Source organism: Candidatus Pelagadaptatus aseana (assembly GCF_040362265.1).
GTDB lineage: Bacteria > Pseudomonadota > Gammaproteobacteria > Pseudomonadales > Cellvibrionaceae > Pelagadaptatus > Pelagadaptatus aseana.
This window is the reverse complement of the sequence record NZ_BAABNJ010000001.1, coordinates 137275-156738: the sequence shown is the minus strand read 5'-3', so window position 1 is coordinate 156738 and position 19464 is coordinate 137275. Positions and strand designations below refer to the sequence as shown.

Annotated in this window: 19 protein-coding genes; 8 read left to right on the top strand and 11 right to left on the bottom strand. The window is 51.4% G+C overall.

Annotated elements, in window-relative coordinates:
- Positions 1–184 precede the first annotated feature (184 nt).
- Positions 185–979, top strand: coding sequence for an enoyl-CoA hydratase/isomerase family protein (locus ACPXV9_RS00745; protein ID WP_423893757.1), 795 nt, complete (start codon positions 185–187; stop codon positions 977–979).
- A gap of 21 nt (positions 980–1000) precedes the next feature.
- On the opposite strand, the gene ACPXV9_RS00740 is transcribed toward ACPXV9_RS00745, so the two are convergent.
- The 7 genes from ACPXV9_RS00740 to ACPXV9_RS00710 all read right to left on the bottom strand — a co-directional run bounded on the left by ACPXV9_RS00740 (position 1001) and on the right by ACPXV9_RS00710 (position 8169).
- Positions 1001–1579 (bottom strand): Maf family protein, encoded by a 579-nt coding sequence (locus ACPXV9_RS00740; RefSeq protein ID WP_423893756.1) that lies wholly within the window; start codon positions 1577–1579, stop codon positions 1001–1003.
- Between the two features lie 32 nt (positions 1580–1611).
- Positions 1612–1977 (bottom strand): SgcJ/EcaC family oxidoreductase, encoded by a 366-nt coding sequence (locus tag ACPXV9_RS00735; protein WP_423893755.1) that lies wholly within the window; start codon positions 1975–1977, stop codon positions 1612–1614.
- 45 nt (positions 1978–2022) lie between these two features.
- The gene (thrS, locus tag ACPXV9_RS00730; RefSeq protein ID WP_423893754.1) at positions 2023–4002 is read right to left on the bottom strand and encodes a threonine--tRNA ligase; all 1980 of its coding nucleotides are present in this window, start codon (positions 4000–4002) and stop codon (positions 2023–2025) included.
- A 61-nt stretch (positions 4003–4063) separates the two neighbouring features.
- Entirely contained in the window at positions 4064–5008 is a 945-nt protein-coding gene (gene folE2 / locus ACPXV9_RS00725) for a GTP cyclohydrolase FolE2 (RefSeq protein ID WP_423893753.1), read from the bottom strand.
- 13 nt (positions 5009–5021) lie between these two features.
- Positions 5022–6356 (bottom strand): dihydroorotase, encoded by a 1335-nt coding sequence (locus ACPXV9_RS00720; RefSeq protein WP_423893752.1) that lies wholly within the window; start codon positions 6354–6356, stop codon positions 5022–5024.
- A 196-nt stretch (positions 6357–6552) separates the two neighbouring features.
- Positions 6553–6990 carry a BLUF domain-containing protein gene (locus ACPXV9_RS00715; RefSeq protein WP_423893751.1) on the bottom strand — a complete coding sequence of 146 codons (438 nt, stop codon included), beginning with the start codon at positions 6988–6990 and terminating at the stop codon, positions 6553–6555.
- Positions 6991–7092: 102 nt separating this feature from the next.
- Positions 7093–8169 carry an MBL fold metallo-hydrolase gene (locus ACPXV9_RS00710; protein WP_423893750.1) on the bottom strand — a complete coding sequence of 359 codons (1077 nt, stop codon included), beginning with the start codon at positions 8167–8169 and terminating at the stop codon, positions 7093–7095.
- A gap of 146 nt (positions 8170–8315) precedes the next feature.
- Here ACPXV9_RS00710 and ACPXV9_RS00705 point away from each other — a divergent pair, with 146 nt between their 5' ends.
- From ACPXV9_RS00705 to ACPXV9_RS00690, 4 genes are all read left to right on the top strand, one after another.
- Entirely contained in the window at positions 8316–10427 is a 2112-nt protein-coding gene (locus ACPXV9_RS00705; RefSeq protein WP_423893749.1) for a transporter substrate-binding domain-containing protein, read from the top strand.
- 207 nt (positions 10428–10634) lie between these two features.
- Complete coding sequence (locus ACPXV9_RS00700; RefSeq protein ID WP_423893748.1) at positions 10635–11984, top strand: DsbA family protein; 1350 nt, start codon at positions 10635–10637, stop codon at positions 11982–11984.
- Positions 11981–12664: a glutathione S-transferase family protein gene (locus tag ACPXV9_RS00695; protein ID WP_423893747.1), complete on the top strand. Its 684-nt coding sequence runs from the start codon at positions 11981–11983 to the stop codon at positions 12662–12664. Before ACPXV9_RS00700 ends, ACPXV9_RS00695 begins: the two co-directional genes overlap by 4 nt.
- 44 nt (positions 12665–12708) lie before the next feature.
- Positions 12709–13728 carry a glutathione S-transferase family protein gene (locus tag ACPXV9_RS00690; RefSeq protein WP_423893746.1) on the top strand — a complete coding sequence of 340 codons (1020 nt, stop codon included), beginning with the start codon at positions 12709–12711 and terminating at the stop codon, positions 13726–13728.
- 141 nt (positions 13729–13869) lie between these two features.
- Here the strand turns inward: ACPXV9_RS00690 and ACPXV9_RS00685 are convergent, their stop codons facing one another.
- Entirely contained in the window at positions 13870–14412 is a 543-nt protein-coding gene (locus tag ACPXV9_RS00685; RefSeq protein WP_423893745.1) for a nuclear transport factor 2 family protein, read from the bottom strand.
- Positions 14413–14573: 161 nt separating this feature from the next.
- Here ACPXV9_RS00685 and ACPXV9_RS00680 point away from each other — a divergent pair, with 161 nt between their 5' ends.
- On the top strand, positions 14574–14951 hold the full coding sequence (locus ACPXV9_RS00680; protein WP_423893744.1) for a winged helix-turn-helix transcriptional regulator: 378 nt from the start codon (positions 14574–14576) through the stop codon (positions 14949–14951).
- A gap of 11 nt (positions 14952–14962) precedes the next feature.
- Here ACPXV9_RS00680 and ACPXV9_RS00675 read toward each other — a convergent pair whose 3' ends face one another.
- From ACPXV9_RS00675 to ACPXV9_RS00665, 3 genes are read right to left on the bottom strand one after another with little or no spacing between them, the layout of a single operon-like run.
- The gene (locus tag ACPXV9_RS00675) at positions 14963–15403 is read right to left on the bottom strand and encodes a GAF domain-containing protein (protein ID WP_423893743.1); all 441 of its coding nucleotides are present in this window, start codon (positions 15401–15403) and stop codon (positions 14963–14965) included.
- Positions 15404–15407: 4 nt separating this feature from the next.
- Entirely contained in the window at positions 15408–15896 is a 489-nt protein-coding gene (locus tag ACPXV9_RS00670; RefSeq protein ID WP_423893742.1) for a DUF1003 domain-containing protein, read from the bottom strand.
- The gene (locus ACPXV9_RS00665; RefSeq protein ID WP_423893741.1) at positions 15893–16438 is read right to left on the bottom strand and encodes a mechanosensitive ion channel domain-containing protein; all 546 of its coding nucleotides are present in this window, start codon (positions 16436–16438) and stop codon (positions 15893–15895) included. Before ACPXV9_RS00665 ends, ACPXV9_RS00670 begins: the two co-directional genes overlap by 4 nt.
- A 267-nt stretch (positions 16439–16705) precedes the next feature.
- Between ACPXV9_RS00665 and ACPXV9_RS00660 the strand changes: the two genes are divergently transcribed.
- Both ACPXV9_RS00660 and ACPXV9_RS00655 read left to right on the top strand, forming a co-directional pair.
- Positions 16706–17164 carry a (2Fe-2S)-binding protein gene (locus ACPXV9_RS00660; RefSeq protein WP_423893740.1) on the top strand — a complete coding sequence of 153 codons (459 nt, stop codon included), beginning with the start codon at positions 16706–16708 and terminating at the stop codon, positions 17162–17164.
- A gap of 10 nt (positions 17165–17174) precedes the next feature.
- Complete coding sequence (locus tag ACPXV9_RS00655) at positions 17175–19379, top strand: molybdopterin cofactor-binding domain-containing protein (RefSeq protein WP_423893739.1); 2205 nt, start codon at positions 17175–17177, stop codon at positions 19377–19379.
- Positions 19380–19464 lie beyond the last annotated feature (85 nt).

Here is a 19464-nt window from a genome sequence, read left to right as displayed (position 1 = left end):
CCAAAGCGGGAATTCTATTGTCTTTTGACCAACTTCGTTGTCTTGGTCATAAGTTCAGGTGACGGGATTGATCCAGTCGGTGAGCGAGCCCTATGGGCTTATTCAACGTTGGTTTATGTCATTGCTGCACCATGGGTTCGGGGCATAACCTGACCGTCAATGTAATCCAGTGCGAGAGAAGCCCATGAGTGATAACCCGATTATTTATAAAAAGCTGGAGGGCGGTGTGGCCCTGATTCAAATCAGCTATCTGGAATCCATGAACAGTTTGAGCAATGCGGTGCTGGCGGGTATGGCCGAGAGCATAGAAAAAGCCAACAGTGACGATGACGTCGGTGCGATAGTGATTACCGGCGACGATGAGGTGTTCTCGGCCGGTGGTGATATGAACGATACCTTCTTGCCCAAGCTGCGCGGCGAAGTCCCCTACGAGGAGAATGATCCGTACTTGGGTGGGCTGGGGTTGCCGCTGGACTGGACGGCCATGTTGCGCAATTCCAAACCGGTTGTGGTGGCGTTCAATGGTCTGGCAGTGGGCGGTGGTGTGACCTGTTTTCTGGCCGCCGATGTTCTGATGGCGTCCACTAAAGCACGCTTTATGTTTATGTTCACCAAACTGGGTATTGTGGCTGAAATGTGTTCCAGCAAATATCTGGCGGCCCGTGTCGGATTTGGCCGTGCGTCGGAAATTTTTCTGAGTGCCCGCACCGTTGAAGCGGACGAAGCCTATAGAATTGGCCTGGTGGATTTTCTGATTGATCACGACAAACTGTTGGATGAAGCCATCGCCAAAGCCCGTCAAATTGCCAAAAATCCTCGTCCCATGACCATGCTGACAAAACAGTTGCTTGATCAGAATGTGCTGGAGCAGGATGACACCCAAGTCTGGCAAAATGAATCCGATGCCCTGCGCACCTGCTTCTCTTTGCCGGAGCACAAGGAAGCAGTGATGGCGTTTTTATCCAGAAGCAAAGGCTAGTCTGTATCGACTTTTCGGATATCAGGGAATGGCAATGCCCAGATCGGTCAGCTTCCGGGCGGTCCACATCAGAGGGATGCCGATGATGGAGGTATAGTCCTCGCACTCGATGTTTTCGAACAGACTGATACCGAGAGCTTCGAGGCGATAGGAGCCGCAGCTGTGCAGTGGCTCGTCGATGTCGATATAGCGGCTAATCTGTTGTGGGGATAGTGCCCGCATTTTCATTTTGGCGATGCAGGTGTGCACATACTCCTCGCCCTTGGCGATAATAGCCAGAGAAGTGATCAGTTGGTGTGAATTGCCCGACAGGGCGCTGAGTTGCTCACAGGCTTTGTCTTTGGTTTTGGGCTTGCTCAGTATGCCCTGATTGAAACTGGCCACCTGATCACCGCCGATCACAATCGCGTCGGGATGTTGGGCGCTGATGGCGCGGGCTTTTAACAGTGACAGCTGTTTGGATAGTGTTATCGGGTCCAGACCCTGAGCTTTTAACGGTTCTTCGTCAATGTCGGGCGCCGCTGTGGTAAAGGGCGTGTGCAATCTCTCCAGCTGTTGTTTGCGATAGATGGAGGTGCTGGCGAGAATAATATTGTTCATGGCGTACGGTGGCTGTGTTAAACAAGAGGTATTTATTCTGGCATGGCCGATGAATGATGCTCAATGATTTTCCATCCCTGATCCAGCCATCGATAGACATAAGTAAATCGAGCTTGCACCTGTGACTTGTCCTTAAAATGGAACGTATAGATGCCGGAGTTGATGGCCAGATTACCCAGCGACCTGACATTGGATTCGTCAATTGTGCATTGAGGCCCTTTGGCAAGTAAATGCACAAAGTAGTCTTCAATTTCCTGATGGTTATGACGAACCTGATTGGATACGGTGGGCAATAGAGTGGCGTCGCTGGCGTAGAGTGCCGCCACTTGCTTCGGGTCGCCGGTTTGCAAGGCGCTGTTCCACTGATCGAATAAAGCGACGATGTCGTTGTCGTGCATGATTCACTTCCTCTGTGTCATTTTGTTGCGTATTCAACCCATTGATTATGAGTTCAGCTCATTCAGCTTGTTTTGTAATGTGAGTTTCGGATCTTCGATATCCGGTGCCCGGCAAGCTTGCTGAAGGTGTTCCAGAGCACTGGTGATATCGTCAAAGTTCATTTGCTCGCCACTGCGCGAACGCAGATTGACCTGACCGGTTTCCATCTCATTGGCGCCCACCACCATCATGTAAGGTACCTTCTTCAGGGTTTGCTGGCGAATTTTATAACCGATTTTTTCTTTCGAATCGTCGAGTTCCACTCTCAGGCCCGAGGCAGCGAGGACGCCACTGACTTTGTGGGCGTAGTCGTCGAATTTTTCCGAAATGGTTAAGATGGCTACTTGCACTGGAGCCAGCCAGGCCGGGAATTTACCTTCGTAATGTTCGATCAATATACCGGTAAAGCGCTCCAATGAGCCAAACAGTGCGCGGTGTAACATGACCGGGGCTTTTTTGGTGCCATCGTGATCCACATAGTTGAGATCAAAGCGAGTGGGTAAATTCATGTCGACTTGCAAGGTGCCGCACTGCCAGTCCCGGCCAATGGCATCGCGCAGCACAAATTCCAATTTGGGACCATAGAAAGCCCCTTCACCGGGGTTCAGGCTGTAATCGAGGTTCAATATTTTCAGTGAATCGGTCAGTGATGACTCGAGAATATCCCAAGTTGCATCGTCACCCATGCGATTGTCTGGTCGGGTGGAGAGTTTGATGCGGATGTCGTTAAAGCCCAGCTGTTGATAAATCTCCAGAACCAGACCGATGATTTTGCTGCATTCGTCCAGCATTTGGTTTTCAGTGCAATAAATGTGCGCATCATCCTGAGTAAAGTGGCGAACCCGCAGCAGCCCATGTAAGGATCCCGATGGCTCATAACGATGCACCTTGCCAAATTCGGCCATGCGTATGGGTAAATCGCGGTAGCTTTTCAAACCGTGGTCGTACATCAAGACACTGCCGGGACAATTCATCGGCTTGAGCGCCAGAGTTTTTTCATCCGCGGTGTCGGTGGTGTACATATGGTCCTGATAATTCTGCCAGTGTCCTGAGGTCTCCCACAGGCTTCGGTCCATGACATCAGGAGTGTTGACTTCAATGTAATCGGCATTACGTTGACGTCGACGCATGTACTCAATCAGGGTTTGGAATAACGTCCAACCATGGGGATGCCAAAAAACCGCACCGGTGGCTTCTTCATGAAAATGGAAAAGACCCAGTTCTTTACCCAGTCTGCGATGGTCGCGTTTTTCTGCTTCGGCCATCATATTCAGATAAGCTTTTAATTCTTTTTTAGTGGCCCAGGCGGTGCCATATATTCTTTGCAATTGCTCATTTTTGGAGTCGCCACGCCAGTAAGCGCCGGAAATTTTGGTCAGCTTCATATGCTCCAGAAAGCGGGTGTTGGGCACGTGCGGACCGCGGCACATATCAATGTACTCTTCGTGGTAATACAACCCCATATGCTGCTCATCAGGAATATCGGCAATCAATTGTAATTTGTAGGATTCGTCTCGCTGCTCAAAGGTGGCAATGACTTCATCTCTGGGTGTGACTTTTTTAATGACGTCATATTTTGTGGCGATCAGTTGCTTCATGCGCTGCTCAATGGCGGCCAGGTCATCCGCGCTAAAAGGCCGTTCGAAGGCGATGTCGTAGTAAAAGCCGTTGTCAATCACCGGACCAATCACCATTTTCGCTGTGGGGTATAGTTGCTTGACGGCATGGCCTAACAGGTGAGCACAGGAGTGGCGAATGATTTCCAATCCTTCATGGTCTTTGGCGGTGATGATTCTTACCTTGGCGTCTGAGAGGATCGGATCGCAGGCATCCACCAGATTGCCGTTTACTTCCCCCGCTATGGTGGCTTTGGCGAGTCCGGGCCCGATGTCGTTGGCGATGTCCATAATGGTGGCGCCGGATGATAGGGTGCGAGTTGAGCCGTCTGGTAATGTGATGACCAGATTGTTTTCTGTTGTATTCATAACGGATGATTCTGTCAGTTGCTTGGGCTTTTTATTGGCGATTTATGATTGGTTTGAAGGCCTACGATTTTCTATTACTGCCTGTGATTTTTCTTTTACTGTCGGTGACTTTCTTACTGTCTGTGACTACGGCATTATGAGCGTGCAGGCTTTCCTGATGCTCTACCTTGAACCAGTAATCTTCTACTGCATTCATGGCTTCGAGGCTGCTTTTGATTCGGCGAGCCGCGTCTTCACAGAACATCAGGTTATTGGCATTGAGTCGTGCAAATTCCTGTTCATCAACTCGTTTAACCGCAGTTTGTACCGGTGTGCCTATCACCTCTTCGAAATGAAAAATCAAATCCGATAGATCGGGCCAATCCGATTCGCCTATGGCCAACCGAATGTAGGCGTATGAACGCTGGCTGTGCGGGGTGGCGACCGATCCCTGTTGCGATTGCGCCCAGAGTAAAAGTTCCTGTTTGTCGATGGTTGCATCCGGGAAGGCATCGTTGATTGCGTTGGCGTAGAGCTGGCGCGTCAGAGATGCGGAGCAGGGGCAGGTGCTGGAATAGGGAATCGTCAGTTCAAATTCATAACTATAGCGTTGCAGGTTTTTCTCAGCACGAATAATAACCGGGTAAGATTGAAAGCCGCTCTCGCCACTCAGTAGCGCATCTTTTTTCAGAATGGCATCAAATTTTAGTTCTACCTTGGCCTGCTGGCTGATGTCGCCTTGCGACGTTACCATTTCATCGAGCAGCTTGTTGATGTTGTTCTGATTGCATTCAACTCCAGCCAATTTGTTGATGGCCAGATGCACTCTGGACATGTGGATGCCTTTCGAGTCGGCGGCATCGAGGCTGACAAAAACGTTAGTCTTGGCCGCCACCGTTTGGCTGAATTCATTATTGAATTGTATCGAAATTGGAACGGCAATTTCTTCCATGCCAACCCACTGCAGTGTCGCAGGAGTTTCAGCTTCTACGTCGGATGTGATGTCCGGTAAGGCGCGCATTAACATTGTAAATCCCTATTCATCCAGTAAAGGCAAGTCGTTGCGAGGGCAAAGCTTGCTCGATGATACGATAGCCATCAAAAACCTGTTGGCCGTTAACCCAGGTGCTTTTGATGCGTGCTGAAAACTGATGGCCGGCAAACGGGGTCCAACCACAGTGATACAAGCTGTTGTCGTGAGTGACCTTGGTATCTTGCGCTGTGTCCACTAACACGAGATCGGCAAAGTAGCCTTCGCGAATAAATCCGCGATCAACGATGCCATAGCGCTTGGCTGGGTTATGGCATATCTTTTCGACAACCTGTTCCAGCGACAGACGCCCATGGCTGACGTGATCGAGCAGAGTCAGCAGGGCGTGTTGAACCAGAGGCAAACCAGCTGGTGCGTTGCTGTAATCCTGCTGTTTTTCTTCCCACGTATGCGGTGCGTGATCGGTGGCCACAATGTCAATCTGGTTGGTGTGCAACGCCTGAATCAAGGCATCGCGATCGGTGACCGATTTGATAGCCGGGTTGCATTTGATCAGATTACCCAGTCTTGGGTAGTCGTCCTGAGTAAACCACAGGTGGTGAACGCAGGCCTCGGCAGTAATGTTTTTTGTTTCAATCGAACCGGCCTCAAACAGGCTCAGCTCTTTCTCGGTGGTGATGTGCAGCACATGCAGCTGACTCTGGAACTGTTTGGCCAGTCCAACCGCATAGGAAGAGGACGCGTAGCAGGCTTCGACATCGCGGATGATCGGATGCTGGGTGATATCAGGTTGTTTGCCCGTCGCCAGTATGTCTGCCAGATTTTTGTCCATGATTGGGCCCTTTTCACAGTGGGTTACAATCAGGGTTGGGCTGTCACGGAAGATGGCGTCCAGTGCTTCGGGTTTTTCAACCAGTAAGCTGCCGGTAGAAGCCCCCATAAACACTTTAACGCCGCAGTGCTGTTGCGGATTCAGTCGCTTGATTTGCTCAAGATTGTCTTCGGTGGCACCCAGATAAAAGGAATAATTGGCCATGGACGACTTGGCACTAATATCGAATTTGCTTTCCAGTGCCTCAATGGTGGTGGTGGCCGGATTGACGTTGGGCATCTCCATATAACTGGTGATGCCACCGGCTACGGCGGCCCGTGATTCACTGGCAATGGTGCCCTTGTGGGTCAATCCGGGTTCACGAAAATGAACCTGATCGTCAATCATTCCCGGCAACAGGTATTGTCCATCCACTTCGATAATCTGTTCATTGGGCTGGGCGACCAACTCTGACGCGATCTGGCTGATGCGCTGGCCGTCAAGGCGTACATCAGCTTCTGTTGTGCGGCCTTCGTTCACTATTCTGGCGTGTTTAATCAATGTTGATTTCATCAGGAATACCGAAGCGGTTGATTCGTCGGGGCGTGACTATACTAGAGAATGTCCTAAAATGATATGCTGTATCATATCATTATGATTCTGCAATGCATGGGCAGCGAGTGTTTGAGTCAAGGAGGATGATCAGCAGACTATTGTGGATTTGCTACTGGCGGTGTGAATAGGATGAGCTATGAAATGAGGCGTGTCGCTATTTTTTCCACTCGGGAATGTCCAGCACCAGATTGATATCCTGCACCATGGCCAGAACCTGCCACTCTTCCAGGGGGAAATTTACTTCGCCATTGCTTTCGCCGTATTTTTGCTTCAATGCCTTTGCGGTGTCTTCGCTCAGATCAAATACGCCAATGCCCTTCATATGCCAGGAGCTGAACAGGCGGGAATCGATCGGGTGAAATACAATTAATTTGACGTCGGTGTGACGATCATCCATAACGATGCGCATAAAGGCTTCGTTAATGTCTTCATAGCGACCTTCCAGTACCTGCAAAAAGCTGCTGTTGCTGGCCAGTAGAACCCCGGTAATGTCTTTGCGACGATTGTAGTCTTCGCTGGCGTGCATAATGGATTCAACCGTGTCCCAGTTGATCACGTCAATGCCCGTGCTCTTGTATATCAAGCGATACATATTAAACCTCCATAAAAACCCTATATACCCAATTACGCAGCGGCTGCTTAAGTGGTTTAGCCGCTGATATCAGTATGGCTTAGTCTCAGAGGTTTGAGAGCGCTATCGGTTATTCATATCTTCCTGGATGATTGCTGTCGAGTTCAGCGGCAATGTGTAAGTCAAACCATCGTACCCCAGAGTGACTCCCGAGGCGCGAATGTCACTGACGCCTCGCATAAACACTTTCTCGGCAATGCTGTTCGGTGGCGTCGGTACCAGATGATACAGCACCAGTTCTTTGACATTGGCTTCATTGGCTACGACCGCGGCATCGGCGGGTGAGGCATGATAATCCTGAATGTCCGATAAAATGCTCTCTATCCGCTCGTTACCCAAGCCGCCCGCGGTGGCTTGCATCTGTTGGACGATGTGCATGGCCAGCGCTTCGTGCACCAGAAGGTCGGCATCCTGTGAATACTTGATCATGTTGTCCACCTTGATGGTGTCACCACTGATGACCACCGAACGCCCTTTATAATCAAAGCGATAGCCTACGGCGGGATGGATTGGTGCGTGGTTGACAGAAAACATGGTGACTTTCAGATCGCCGTCATCCATTGCAATCGCTGAATCCCCCTCCAGCAGAATTTCTCTGGGAATCATCTTGCCGCGAGCCGGATTTAACAGGATCGGGCCATGGTGAGCGGTGCGATAGCCACTGTCCTGACCGTAGGCTTTGGCAAAACCTTCGACCACTTCAGTCACGCCCTGCGGGCCATAAACATTGAGTGGTGCCGGGCGCCCCTGTGCCCAGGTCATCATATTGAATTCGCCCAGATCACCGATATGATCCGAATGAAAGTGGGTGAGAAACACACCGCCGGTGCGGCTGAAGGGGATGGCCCAAAGCCCGAGATTATTGGTGCTGCGGTTGCCGGTATCCACCATATAAAACTTGCCGCCGGCAATCACCATTACGCAGGCGGAGGCTCGCTCTCGCACCGGCATGGGTGCGGCGCTGCCACAAATCACAACCCGCATGGCATCGTCTTCAAACAGATCGGTCGGACTATTGAGTAGTTGCCGGGTAACGGCTCGGTCCAATAGCTTGTCCTGCACGGCTGGCACATTCACCAGCCCAACAGCCACCACAAGCAAGCTTATTAGCACGCCAATTAATTTCAGCAAATTTCTCATGATGTTATTGCCTGTAAAGTGGTCTATGTATTGGTAGGAACACTAGGGAACCAGCATTCCGAACGATGATGATCTAAAGTATGGCTTACTTAAATACCCCTGCTGGAAAAAGAAACGTAAACTGGCAGAAAACCTCGGAGCCCGGAATGAAATTATTTATACCTCTGTTGATGTTATTCAGCCTTGTCAGTTGTACCGAGGACAACAATAGGCTCGACCTTTCAACCCTACCCCCAGAAAAGGCATCAACCGAGGAAAACCACACGCAAAACAGCAAAGATAGCAACCAGATAGGCAGTCTGGAAAACCGGATTAAGAACTACGAAGAAAAAGGCGACCTCGACGCCATTCTTCAACGTGGCGTTATACGATTTGTGGCCCCTCGATACGATGGTGCCGATGCTCTGCCCCGTGAAGGAATCCCCGTCAGTGCCTATCAGGATCTGGCTCAAACCTATGCCACTCAGCAGGGGCTTTCGGTAATCTGGATTTACGTAGATTCATTTGCAGATTTGATACCCACCATAGCCTCCGGGCAGGGTGATGTGATTATTACCAATATGACAGTGACCGATTCCAGAAAGAAGCGTGTCCGTTTTATAAACCCGATCAACAAGACATCCGAAATTGTTATCGCAAAAAAACCTGTCTCCTCGATTGCAGACATCAAGTCGATATCGGTACCGGCGGGAACAGCCTATGCTGAATCTGTACTGGAGGCGTTCGGAGATGACCTGCCCCTGTTTGAACTGGATTCAAGCCTCAGCGATTCCGATGTACTTGAGTTGATTAACGCCGGCAAAATACAGGCTTCCGTGTTCGACGCCAATGTTGCCGACCTGCTGCTTCTGGATTATCCCAATCTGCACAAGGGCATGATCATTAAAAAGAATCGTGCCATCGCCTGGTCCGTGCGTAAGAACGCGGTCGACCTTCAGGAAAGCCTTAACCAGTTTCTGGTATCACACCATCTGCGCGCCAGTCACCAGCAGTTGGAAAAACGATCTTGGGCAGAAATTAAAAAGTCGGGCAAATTGCGGATGCTGACCCTCAACAACCCAGCCAGTTATTTTATGTGGAAAGGCGAATTGATGGGTTTCGATTATGATCTGATGCAAAAGTTTGCCTCCGACAACGATCTGCACCTCGCCGTAATATTAAAAAACGACATTGATGAACTGATGCAAGCGCTTCAGAATGGCGAAGGTGATATTGCTGCGGCCTCCATCACTCAGACCAAAGAGCGCGAATCGCGGGGCCTGAAATTCTCTCGCCCCTATTTGAAACTCCCGGAGCAATTAATTTTTACTGATGCCAATATCACCGCGATTGCGGATCTTTCCGGCAGGCAGGGCGGGATCAATCCATCGACGAGTTACGTAAATACTGTGGCACGTTTGCAAGAGTCTGTTGCGGACATCGACATCATGGCGTTTCCGGGGCTGACCACAGAAGAAATCATCGATAAGGTTGAGGTTGGTGAGATTGATTACACCATTGTCGACGGCCATCTGGCCAAAATTGAGCAAGCCCATTCGGCCAAACTCAAATCACTGTCGCTCGATCAGGATCCCACCTCGATTGGCTGGCTTGTTCGCGATGATCAAATCGACATTCTGAACGCAGCCAATGCCTTTATTAAAAAGGAATATCGCGGTCTGTATTACAACATCAAATTCAATAAGTACTTTAAAAACGAGAGAAAAATAAAAACCTATCTGGAAGGACGGATTGTGGATGGCTCGGGCCTTTCCAGATACGACGATCTCGTGAAAACAGTTTCCGCAAAGTACGGTTTTGATTGGCGCCTGATCACGTCGCAGATGTATCAGGAAAGCAAATTCAATCCCAATGCCAAATCCTTTGCCGGGGCTTTAGGCTTGATGCAGGTTATGCCCAGAACCGCCAAAGAATTTGGCTTTAGCAACCTGAAAAATCCGGCACAGGGTATCGAAGCTGGCGTCACCTATATGAACTGGCTTCGGGATCGCTTTCCCGAAGATCTGGAGGTGGGCGAAAGAACCTTCTTTATGTTGGCGGCCTATAACGCAGGTCCCGGTCACGTCCGGGACGCCCGCAAGCTGGCCAGAAAACTCGGGCTGGACCCAAACAAATGGTTCGACAACACGGAGAAGGCCATGCTGCTGTTATCCAAGCCCGAGTATTATAAAAAGGCCCGCTTTGGTTACGTCAGGGGATCAGAACCTGTCACCTACGTTCGCGAAATCAGGCAAAGGTATCTGGGCTATATCAACTGACGGCCTGAGTGTGTCAGGCCATTGTTTGTGTTTCCCGCGTTTTGGGGGAAACGCCTTTGTAAGTCAATTACGAGGTCTTGGGGAAGAGCTTTTAACTCTAAAAGGTGTTGCAAATAATCAAATTTAGTGTGTGATCATATCATTCCGGTAATGACGTTTTGACCTGATAATAAATTCCATAAACCCATCGGTTGGAACGCTCAGCAAATGCTTGAACCTGAAAACAATCCCAACTCCGCCAGCATCGTGGACCCTTCCCGGACTCTGCGCTTTATCATTGCGAAACTGTTCAGCCGCATTGCCAGCAGCAGACAGATTGCAAAAAAGCGGGCGGCTTTCGAGAAGAAACGCCGGGCCAAACAGTGTGGCCATGTGGTGGAATACTTTCATCAGCTTGATGACCCGTACTCTCACCTGACCGCTCAGATTCTCGCCAGGTTTGCCGAGCGTTACGATGTGGAAATCATTCCGCATCTGATTCGGGCTACTGGCGGCAAGGATCAACCCGAGCAAGACAAGTTGACGGTATGGGCACGGCGGGATGCCGAAATGATCGCTCCCCATTTGGGCTTGAACTTCCCGGTCGATGCCGCTGTGACCCCCAGCCCGGAAAGACAACATCAAGCAGCCAGTCGGTTAACGGATTTAAGTCGCGACGGTTTTATCAGGGAAATTGCCAGCATAAGTTCGGATATGTGGTTCGACAAAACCATAGCGCCCGGCCAGAGTGATGAGGCGGATATTAACAGGGCGCTTGATAATGGTTCACAGCGACTGGCGGCCTTAGGGCACTATTCAGGCGCCACTTTTTATTACGGTGGCGAGTGGTACTGGGGGGTCGATCGACTGTTTCATCTGGAGCAACGCCTGCGCGATCTTGGTGCCTGCAAAGCCTCTGGCGAACCCTATCTGGTGACGCGACCCTCCCATGATCTCGACGGCATTGATGCCAGCAATCTGGATCTGCATTTTTTCCCGTCATTGAACAGTCCCTACACATCGATTATTTACGATAGAACCCTTGCGTTGGTGCAAGCCTGTCATATCCAGTTTCACCACAAGCCGGTGTTGCCCATGGTCATGCGCGGCGTACCCGCGACCCGAGCCAAGAGCAAATACATCATGTTTGATACCAAGCGCGAGGCGGATTTTTTCGGGGTGCCGTTTGGCAAGCTTGTGCCCCCCATAGGCTCCCCAACCCGACAGGCCTACTCGTTGCTACCCTGGGCCAGATCGCTGGGCAAGGACTGTGAATTGCTCAGTACTTTGCTGCGACACGCCTGGTCGCAAGGCAAGGGGTTACACAAGCCGTCGCACATGCAACAGGCTGTTGAAGAAGCTGGGCTGGATTGGAACAGAGCCCTTGAGCACATGGGTACCGACAACTGGAAAATTGAAGTTGAAAAGAATCAGGACGAAATGGTCGATGGCATGGGGTTGTGGGGTGTTCCTTGTTACAAGCTCTGCGGCCCGTCAGGGGAACCGGATCTGGTGGTTTGGGGACAGGATCGACTGTGGCTGGTCGCCGCAGAAATTCGCAGGAGAACCGCTCTATGATTGATTTATACACCGCGCCTACGCCCAATGGTCACAAGGTGTCCTGTACGCTGGAAGCCCTGAAAATTTCCTACGAAACCCATTTCGTCAATATTGCCGAGGGCGAGCAAAAGCAACCGGAGTTTCTGGCCTTAAACCCCAACGGTCGCATCCCTGCCATTGTCGATCGCGAGGCGGATGATTTTTCCATATTCGAGTCCGGCGCCATCATGATCTATCTGGCAGAGAAAGCCGGTCGCCTGTTGCCAGCCGATGCCAAGGGGCGTTCACGGGTGATGCAGTGGCTGATGTTTCAGATGGGCGGCGTGGGCCCGATGATGGGACAGGCCAATGTGTTTCATCGCTACTTTCCGGAAAAAATTCAACCGGCCATCGATCGCTACCAGAACGAGTGCCGGCGGCTGTTCGAAGTGCTTGATGGTCATCTGGCGGACAATGAATGGCTGGCCGATGACTATTCCATTGCCGATATCGCCAACTGGTGCTGGGTGCGAACCTACAAGTGGTCTGGCGTTTCCATTGATGGACTGGATTACCTGCAACGCTGGCTGGAGCTTATGCGTGAACAGCCGGGTATGGCGGCGGGCATTGAAGTGCCTTTCAGTCTCGGCAATATGCTCAAAGACAAAAAGGACACGGAAGAGTTTGCAAACAATGCCAAGAAAACCTTGCAAACCTGAGCAGATTTTAACGAGACAAGAATAAAAATTTTTGAGGAACGATTATGAATCAAACCACATCCCAATTTGGTCTGATGGGACTGGAGCCATCCCCCTATACCGTAAAGGTCGAATCTTTTTTAAAGTTTAAAGGCATTCCCTACCAGTGGATTGATCGCAGCTTCAAGAACGAAAAACTGTTTCAGAAGCACGCAAAAGTTCAGTTGATACCGCTTCTGTTTTTTCCATCTGGCGAAGTCATGCAGGATTCAACCCTGATTATTGAGCGTCTGGAAGAGGAATACACTGGGCCAAGCATTCACCCCGAAGATCAAACCCTGTGGTTTTTGTCCTGTCTGTTCGAAGAGTTCGGTGACGAGTGGTGTAACAAACTGATGTTTTTTCAACGTTGGTTCTACAAGGCGGACGCCACCGCCACTGGCAAACGGCTCGCCCGTGAGCTTCTCAAAGGAAAATGGTGGGCAGCTGCAGCACGCCCCGTTATCTCCCGCTTTTTGGTGCGTAGAATGGTACCGCGCCTGGTTTATTCCGGTGGTAACGAAACCAACATACCCCAGTTGAAGCAATCGTTTATGGACCTTGCCGCCTTACTGGAAGCCCATTTCCAAACCCGGTCATACCTTTTGGGCGGTCGCCCATGTTTTGGCGACTTCGGCCTGTGGTGTAATTTGTATCAGGCGTGGACCGATCCCACCGCAGGCTCCTACCTGGAAGCCAATGCGCCGACACTGGTGGCTTACCTCAAACGTATGCTGGAACCCTCAATCGAAGGCGATTTTGAATCGCTGGAGACTCTGATGCCCACTCTTAAACCGATTCTGGCGCAGGAGATGGCCACAAGATTTTTGCCTTGGATGGAGGCCAATCATCGGGCCTGGCATGCCGGAGAGAAAGAGACCAGTCTGACTATGAATGGTCAGTTGTTTCAGCAGAAAACGTTTAAATATCAGGCCAATACCTTGGATGAGCTGCGCAGAAAATTTGCCAAGGTTGCTGACAATAATGAATTGGTGAATTTATTGGACGACACCCAATGCCTGACTTTTCTGGCCGCTGACGCTTGATCAAGTAAACCCTGTCGAACACACCTGCCCCTTGCCCTATGACGTGTTATAGAAATGGGCAAGTGGCAAGGTGATTTTTGAATCCTCGGCAGGTTTCGGGTTGCGGCCTGCTGGTCGCAACCCGAGTTCGAATTCCTCGTTTTAGAATACCCCGTTATCGTTGCGAATGTTGCCGCCACTCAGCAGTGAGTAAAAGCGCATAAAGCCATCGAGAGCCTGAATCGCATCCCAGTGTTCCACAATCCGGCCGTCTTCCAAGCGCCAGATATCAACAATGTTCATACCCTTCTGGTCGTTGCCCCGGTCCTCTTGTTTCAAGGTCGCGTGAGAGTGGAAGGTGACGAAATCGCCATCCACGTAGATGTGCTTTACCTCGTAGCTGTAATCCGGGTAGTCCTCAACAAAATCCTGCAGAAAACCCACCAGACCGGTGACCTTGTCCGGCAGGTTGCGGTTGTGCTGCACATAGGCACTGTCGTTGTAGTGCTCCAGTACGTATTCAAAATTGTGGTTGTTCATCAGGTTCTGCACAAAATCGGTAATCACCGTGGCGTTATCCAGTTCGGCCTGGGTCCAGTCAGGCTTTTGCAGGGATTGCAGGTCGATGATGGGTTTGGTGGCGTTGTCTGCCGCAACGGTGGTGCTGGCCAGAATGATCAACAGGGAAGCAATGGCTTTTAGCATGGGTCAGTCCTCAAATATTGGTTGGCGTTTATCAGTTTTGGTTACTAATAATAACCATGGTAATTAATGATAACCTGCAATACAATTAGGCACAGAAATGTGCGATAGGCACTTTTTGGTAACCCTGAACAAATAACGGCGATACGGGAGAGGACAGAGACGTGGCCAAAGCGAAACCGGAAAAGCGGGTGTTCTACAACGACGAAGATTGCCCCATTCGCAATGTGGTGGCTCAGATTGGCGATAAGTGGTCGATGTTGATTATGTTTGCACTGGTGGATGGGGCGGACAGATTCAATTCACTGAAGTCGCGAATCATTGGCATCTCCCAGCGCATGCTGACCCAAACCCTGCGTGATCTGGAGCGGGAGGGCTATGTCAGTCGCACGGTGTACCCGGAGGTGCCCGCCAGAGTCGAATACGAGCTGACCGAGATGGGGCGCGACATTGTCAAACCCCTCTATCAATTGGTGTCCTGGGCGGATAAGCATCACGATGATATCAAGCGCAGCCGAGCGGCCTACGACGAGAAAGTCTGACGTTACAGGGATTATTTCTGTGACTTAATCTTTTCCGCAAGCAACCCTGCCCAATGCTTAATCTGCTCAATGTCATCCTGGCTGAAGTCGTGATCGCGAATCTTCATTGAGCTGAAATTCAACGTCCCCCAGACGTTACCGTCAAGCAGGATCGGCGTGCTGATATAGGATTCCAGTGGCAGGCCGGAATACAGTGGGTGTTTGCATAAACCGGGCACGCCATTCAATTGGGTCAGTGCTACAGTGGTTTTATTGGTGGCCACTTCGCGACAGTAAGTATCCTGCAGGGGAAAAATGTCGCCGGCCGTGAATGCGCCATTATCAGGCAGCACCATGACCACTTGGTAATTTGTATTTTCAATACGGCTGACAATCCCCAGAGCCAAATCAAAACGGGCCAGGCCTTGCTGAAGAATGTCGCTGTAAAAAGACGTCAGTTCTGATTTTTGCATGATGTTAGTCCGAAGTTTGTCTTGATGTCAGATCGTCCAGTCTGTCGTGCAGGCGCATGATCTCGATCTCCAGTTTTAGGTTGATTTGGTAGGCGGCCTCTTGTTTGAGCCGGTCTTTCTCCGCCTGCCGGTTCTGCGACATCATGATAATAGGCGCTTGAAATGCAGCCAGAGTGGACAGTCCCAGATTGAGCAAAATGTATGGGTAGGGGTCAAAGGCATCATCGCTAAGCAGGAAGTAGCTGTTGGTGATGATCCAAATTGCAATGATTGAGAAAAATATACCAATGAACTTCCACGATCCACCAAAGCGAGAGACTTCGTCGGCGACCCGTTCTCCAAAAGTGAGAGAGTCAACATAAGCCTCGTTGACATTTTCCGATACGGTGGTGTGTTCGGCGATACTCTCAAGTACCTGTTTTTCAGTCGCACCCAACTCTTTGATATCTTTCCCAATAAGAGCTTTGGCTAAATTCTGGAAGTACTTTTTCATGGTGTTGCCTTATTGTCTTTTTGATTGTCGTCGGCCGAACTTTTCCTGGCCGGTTTTTTTCTGGTTATGCGAACCGCCTTCTGAAACACCAGTGAATTAGGGTAGGTTACCGTGGCGCCATCCTCATCGATCATGATCACATGAAACAAAGAGATTTCTTTGATTTTACCAATGACCGTATTCTCACCATCAATAATTTCCACCCAGTTACCAGCCCGATAGGGAAAGAAGAAAAACACAATGATGCTGGCGGTGGCGTTGCTCAGCAGTGACCACTGGGCAAACAGGGCAACGCCGAGAAACGCCAGTGAGGAGCCGATCAATACACCGACGTCTTTGATGTTGCTGCCGGTTAAGGCAATGGCCACCAGAATGCCCAGAAAAACCCACAGGATTTGGATGGACTTGGTCACATATTCAATTCGATTTTCGGGGATTTTCCTTTCGGTGCCGACTCGATCTACCAGTGCTTTGGTGATGCGGTTGCCGATAAACAGACCGATCAATATCAGCAGCAGGATGCTCAGGGTGGTTACTTCCATCATCGATTCCTTGTCGCTCGGATGTTGTCAGATTGGTTTATTAATTCTAGTTAAATCTGGTGCCAAACAGCCAGCATTGAACGCGGATGATTTGCGTGACCGTTTTGTCCTGACTTTCTGTGTTTTAGTCCAGCGCTCTTTGCCCTTGAAAACGATACGCTTAGGCTCAATTTACTGCAGTCAGTTTGAGCTAGAAAAATAGGTGTGCGTACCTATAGTTAATATCCGATCGCCATTATTCAGGCTATATAGCCGGGAGGAAGTAACGTGGTAACTCTTAATATCAATGGGGAACAACATACGCTGGATGTCTCGCCCGATACGCCCCTGTTGTGGGTGATTCGCGAGCATATCGGCATGACAGGTACCAAATTCGGTTGTGGCATGGCCCAGTGTGGCGCCTGTACCGTTCACCTCAATGGTCAGGCAATCCGCTCCTGTGTTACCCCGGTGATTGCGGCCGAGGGCAGCCAGATTACCACCATTGAGGGGGTTTCTGATTCTCCTCAGGGCCAGGCAGTGCAGCAGGCCTGGCAAGAGCACGAAGTCGCCCAGTGCGGTTTTTGCCAGTCCGGTCAGATCATGAGTGCGGCGGCATTACTGGCCACCAATGCCAGCCCGTCGGATGCGGACATCGACAATGCCCTGTCGGGCAATCTTTGTCGCTGCAATACCTATCATCGGATTCGCGCGGGTGTTCACACCGCGGCGAAAAAACTGGGTTGAGGTGGGCGTCATGAGTGAGATCAAAACCATCAATCGTCGCGACTTCGTCAAGTTCGGATTGGGTGCCGGCGCTTTATTGGCTCTGGGGATTCAAGCGCCCCGGGTAAAAGCCGATGCCAGTCCGTCCGTTGGCATACCCGGCAGCACCGCGGAATTTAACCCCAATGCCTTTATCAGCATTGATAAAGACAGTCGGGTGACGGTGGCGGCCAAGCATTTGGAAATGGGGCAGGGTACCCACTCCGGGTTGGCCATGCTGGTGGCGGAGGAGTTGGATGCTTCCTGGGAGCAGGTGGTTGTGATTGGTGCCATTGCCGATCACAAGCGCTACAACAATATCTACTGGGGCCCTGCCCAGGGTACCGGGGGCAGTACCGGAATTGCCAATTCCTGGCAGCAGCTGCGCAAAGCCGGCGCCATGGCGCGAGCGATGCTGGCCAGTGCGGCGGCCGGCCAGTGGCAGGTCCCTGTGACAGAACTCGAGGTGCGCAACGGTGTTGTCAGTCACCCGGGCAGCGGTCGAACCGCAAGCTTTGGTGAACTGGCCGAGGCGGCATCAGTGCAAGCCATGCCAACCGATGTGACGCTGAAGCAACCGGCTGAATTTCGTTTGATTGGTCAGTCACTGCCGCGCAAGGATACGGCTTCAAAAATCAACGGCACGGCGGTGTTTACCCAGGATTTCAAATTGCCGGGCATGTTAACAGCAGTGATTGCGCACCCGCCCCTGTTCGGTGCCAGGCTGATCCGTGTCGATGATGCCGCAGCCAAGCAGATTGCTGGGGTTGAGGCGGTGTTGAGTGTGCCTTCCGGTGTCGCGGTCGTCGCTCGCGATTTCTGGACAGCGAAGAAAGGTCGGGACGCGTTAACCATTCAGTGGGACGAATCTGCTGCCTTCAAGCAAAGCAGTGAAGACATCTACGCGGACTTTTCCAGACTCACCGCCAAGCCCGGCGCCACGGCGCGCAACGATGGTGATGCCATTGGCGTATTGGAGCGGGCAGAGGATGTGGTTGAGGCGGAATACCGCTACCCCTATCTGGCCCATGCCTCCATGGAGCCTCTGAACTGTGTGGTACACCCGCAGGGCGACAAGGTTGAGGTGTGGAATGCCACGCAAATGCAAACCGCGGATCAGGCCGGGGTTGCTGCCATCTTTGCTTTGAGGCCTGAGCAGGTCACGGTGCACATGCTGTTTGCCGGTGGTTCGTTCGGGCGCCGTGCCAACCCCAAATCCGATTACATTCTGGAGACCGCCCATATCGCAAAATCCCTGCAGCAGGCGCTGGGTAAACCGCTGCCCGTGAAGCTGATGTGGACCCGGGAGGATGATATGCGCGGCGGCTGGTACCGACCACTCAATGTCCATCGCATTCGCGCCACACTGGATGAAACCGGCATGCCCAAAGCCTGGCACCACCGACTGGTCGGGCAGTCCATTGCCAAGGGGACGCCATTTGAAGCGGGTATGATTCACAACGGCGTGGATCACACTTCGGTGGAAGGGGCGAACAATTTGCCCTATGCAATTCCCAATTTGCACGTGGATTCCCATTCGCCGGAACTGCCGGTTACCGTGCAGTGGTGGCGAGCGGTGGGCAGTACCCATACCGCTTATACCGCCGAAACGTTTATTGATCAGTTGGCTGAAAAGGCCGGTCGCGACCCGGTGGATTACCGTCTGGCGCTGTTAAAAAATCACCCGCGTCACACCGGAGTGCTCAAGCTGGCGGCCGAAAAAGCCGAGTGGGGCAAACCCAGCAGGATTAAAATCGCACCCGGCAAAAAAGTGGGGCGCGGTGTAGCCGTGCACGAATCCTTTAACTCCTTTGTGGCCATGGTGGCCGATGTCAGTGTTGATGAGAAAACCGGGGCGGCGCAGGTGGAAAAGGTGGTGGTCGCGGTGGATTGCGGCATCGCCATTAACCCCGACAGCATTCGTGCGCAGATGGAAGGCGGTCTGGGGTTTGGTCTGGCGATGATGGTCAACAGCGCCATTACTCTGAACAAGGGGCAGGTGGTGGAGAGTAATTTCGATAAATATCAGGTGGTGCGGTTGTCCGATTTCCCCGACGTCGAAGTGCACATCGTGCCTTCGGCAGAAGCCCCGACCGGGGTGGGCGAACCGGGTACCCCAGTGATCTCACCGGCGGTGGCCAATGCCATTGCCGCGGCCACCGGCAAGCGTCACTATCATTTGCCGATGTCATCCTGATCGGGGGTATCGAGTTATCCCATAGCCGCGTTGCCCGGTTGCATTCAATACCGCCGTTGTTTTGATGGCCCCGTTATTCAGATGG

Coding starts and splice junctions, on each gene's coding strand:
- ACPXV9_RS00745 (WP_423893757.1), top strand. CDS start 185: ATGAGTGATAACCCGATTATTTATAAAAAGCTGGAGGGCGGTGTGGCC.
- ACPXV9_RS00740 (WP_423893756.1), bottom strand. CDS start 1,579: ATGAACAATATTATTCTCGCCAGCACCTCCATCTATCGCAAACAACAG.
- ACPXV9_RS00735 (WP_423893755.1), bottom strand. CDS start 1,977: ATGCACGACAACGACATCGTCGCTTTATTCGATCAGTGGAACAGCGCC.
- thrS (WP_423893754.1), bottom strand. CDS start 4,002: ATGAATACAACAGAAAACAATCTGGTCATCACATTACCAGACGGCTCA.
- folE2 (WP_423893753.1), bottom strand. CDS start 5,008: ATGTTAATGCGCGCCTTACCGGACATCACATCCGACGTAGAAGCTGAA.
- ACPXV9_RS00720 (WP_423893752.1), bottom strand. CDS start 6,356: ATGAAATCAACATTGATTAAACACGCCAGAATAGTGAACGAAGGCCGC.
- ACPXV9_RS00715 (WP_423893751.1), bottom strand. CDS start 6,990: ATGTATCGCTTGATATACAAGAGCACGGGCATTGACGTGATCAACTGG.
- ACPXV9_RS00710 (WP_423893750.1), bottom strand. CDS start 8,169: ATGAGAAATTTGCTGAAATTAATTGGCGTGCTAATAAGCTTGCTTGTG.
- ACPXV9_RS00705 (WP_423893749.1), top strand. CDS start 8,316: ATGAAATTATTTATACCTCTGTTGATGTTATTCAGCCTTGTCAGTTGT.
- ACPXV9_RS00700 (WP_423893748.1), top strand. CDS start 10,635: ATGCTTGAACCTGAAAACAATCCCAACTCCGCCAGCATCGTGGACCCT.
- ACPXV9_RS00695 (WP_423893747.1), top strand. CDS start 11,981: ATGATTGATTTATACACCGCGCCTACGCCCAATGGTCACAAGGTGTCC.
- ACPXV9_RS00690 (WP_423893746.1), top strand. CDS start 12,709: ATGAATCAAACCACATCCCAATTTGGTCTGATGGGACTGGAGCCATCC.
- ACPXV9_RS00685 (WP_423893745.1), bottom strand. CDS start 14,412: ATGCTAAAAGCCATTGCTTCCCTGTTGATCATTCTGGCCAGCACCACC.
- ACPXV9_RS00675 (WP_423893743.1), bottom strand. CDS start 15,403: ATGCAAAAATCAGAACTGACGTCTTTTTACAGCGACATTCTTCAGCAA.
- ACPXV9_RS00670 (WP_423893742.1), bottom strand. CDS start 15,896: ATGAAAAAGTACTTCCAGAATTTAGCCAAAGCTCTTATTGGGAAAGAT.
- ACPXV9_RS00665 (WP_423893741.1), bottom strand. CDS start 16,438: ATGGAAGTAACCACCCTGAGCATCCTGCTGCTGATATTGATCGGTCTG.
- ACPXV9_RS00655 (WP_423893739.1), top strand. CDS start 17,175: ATGAGTGAGATCAAAACCATCAATCGTCGCGACTTCGTCAAGTTCGGA.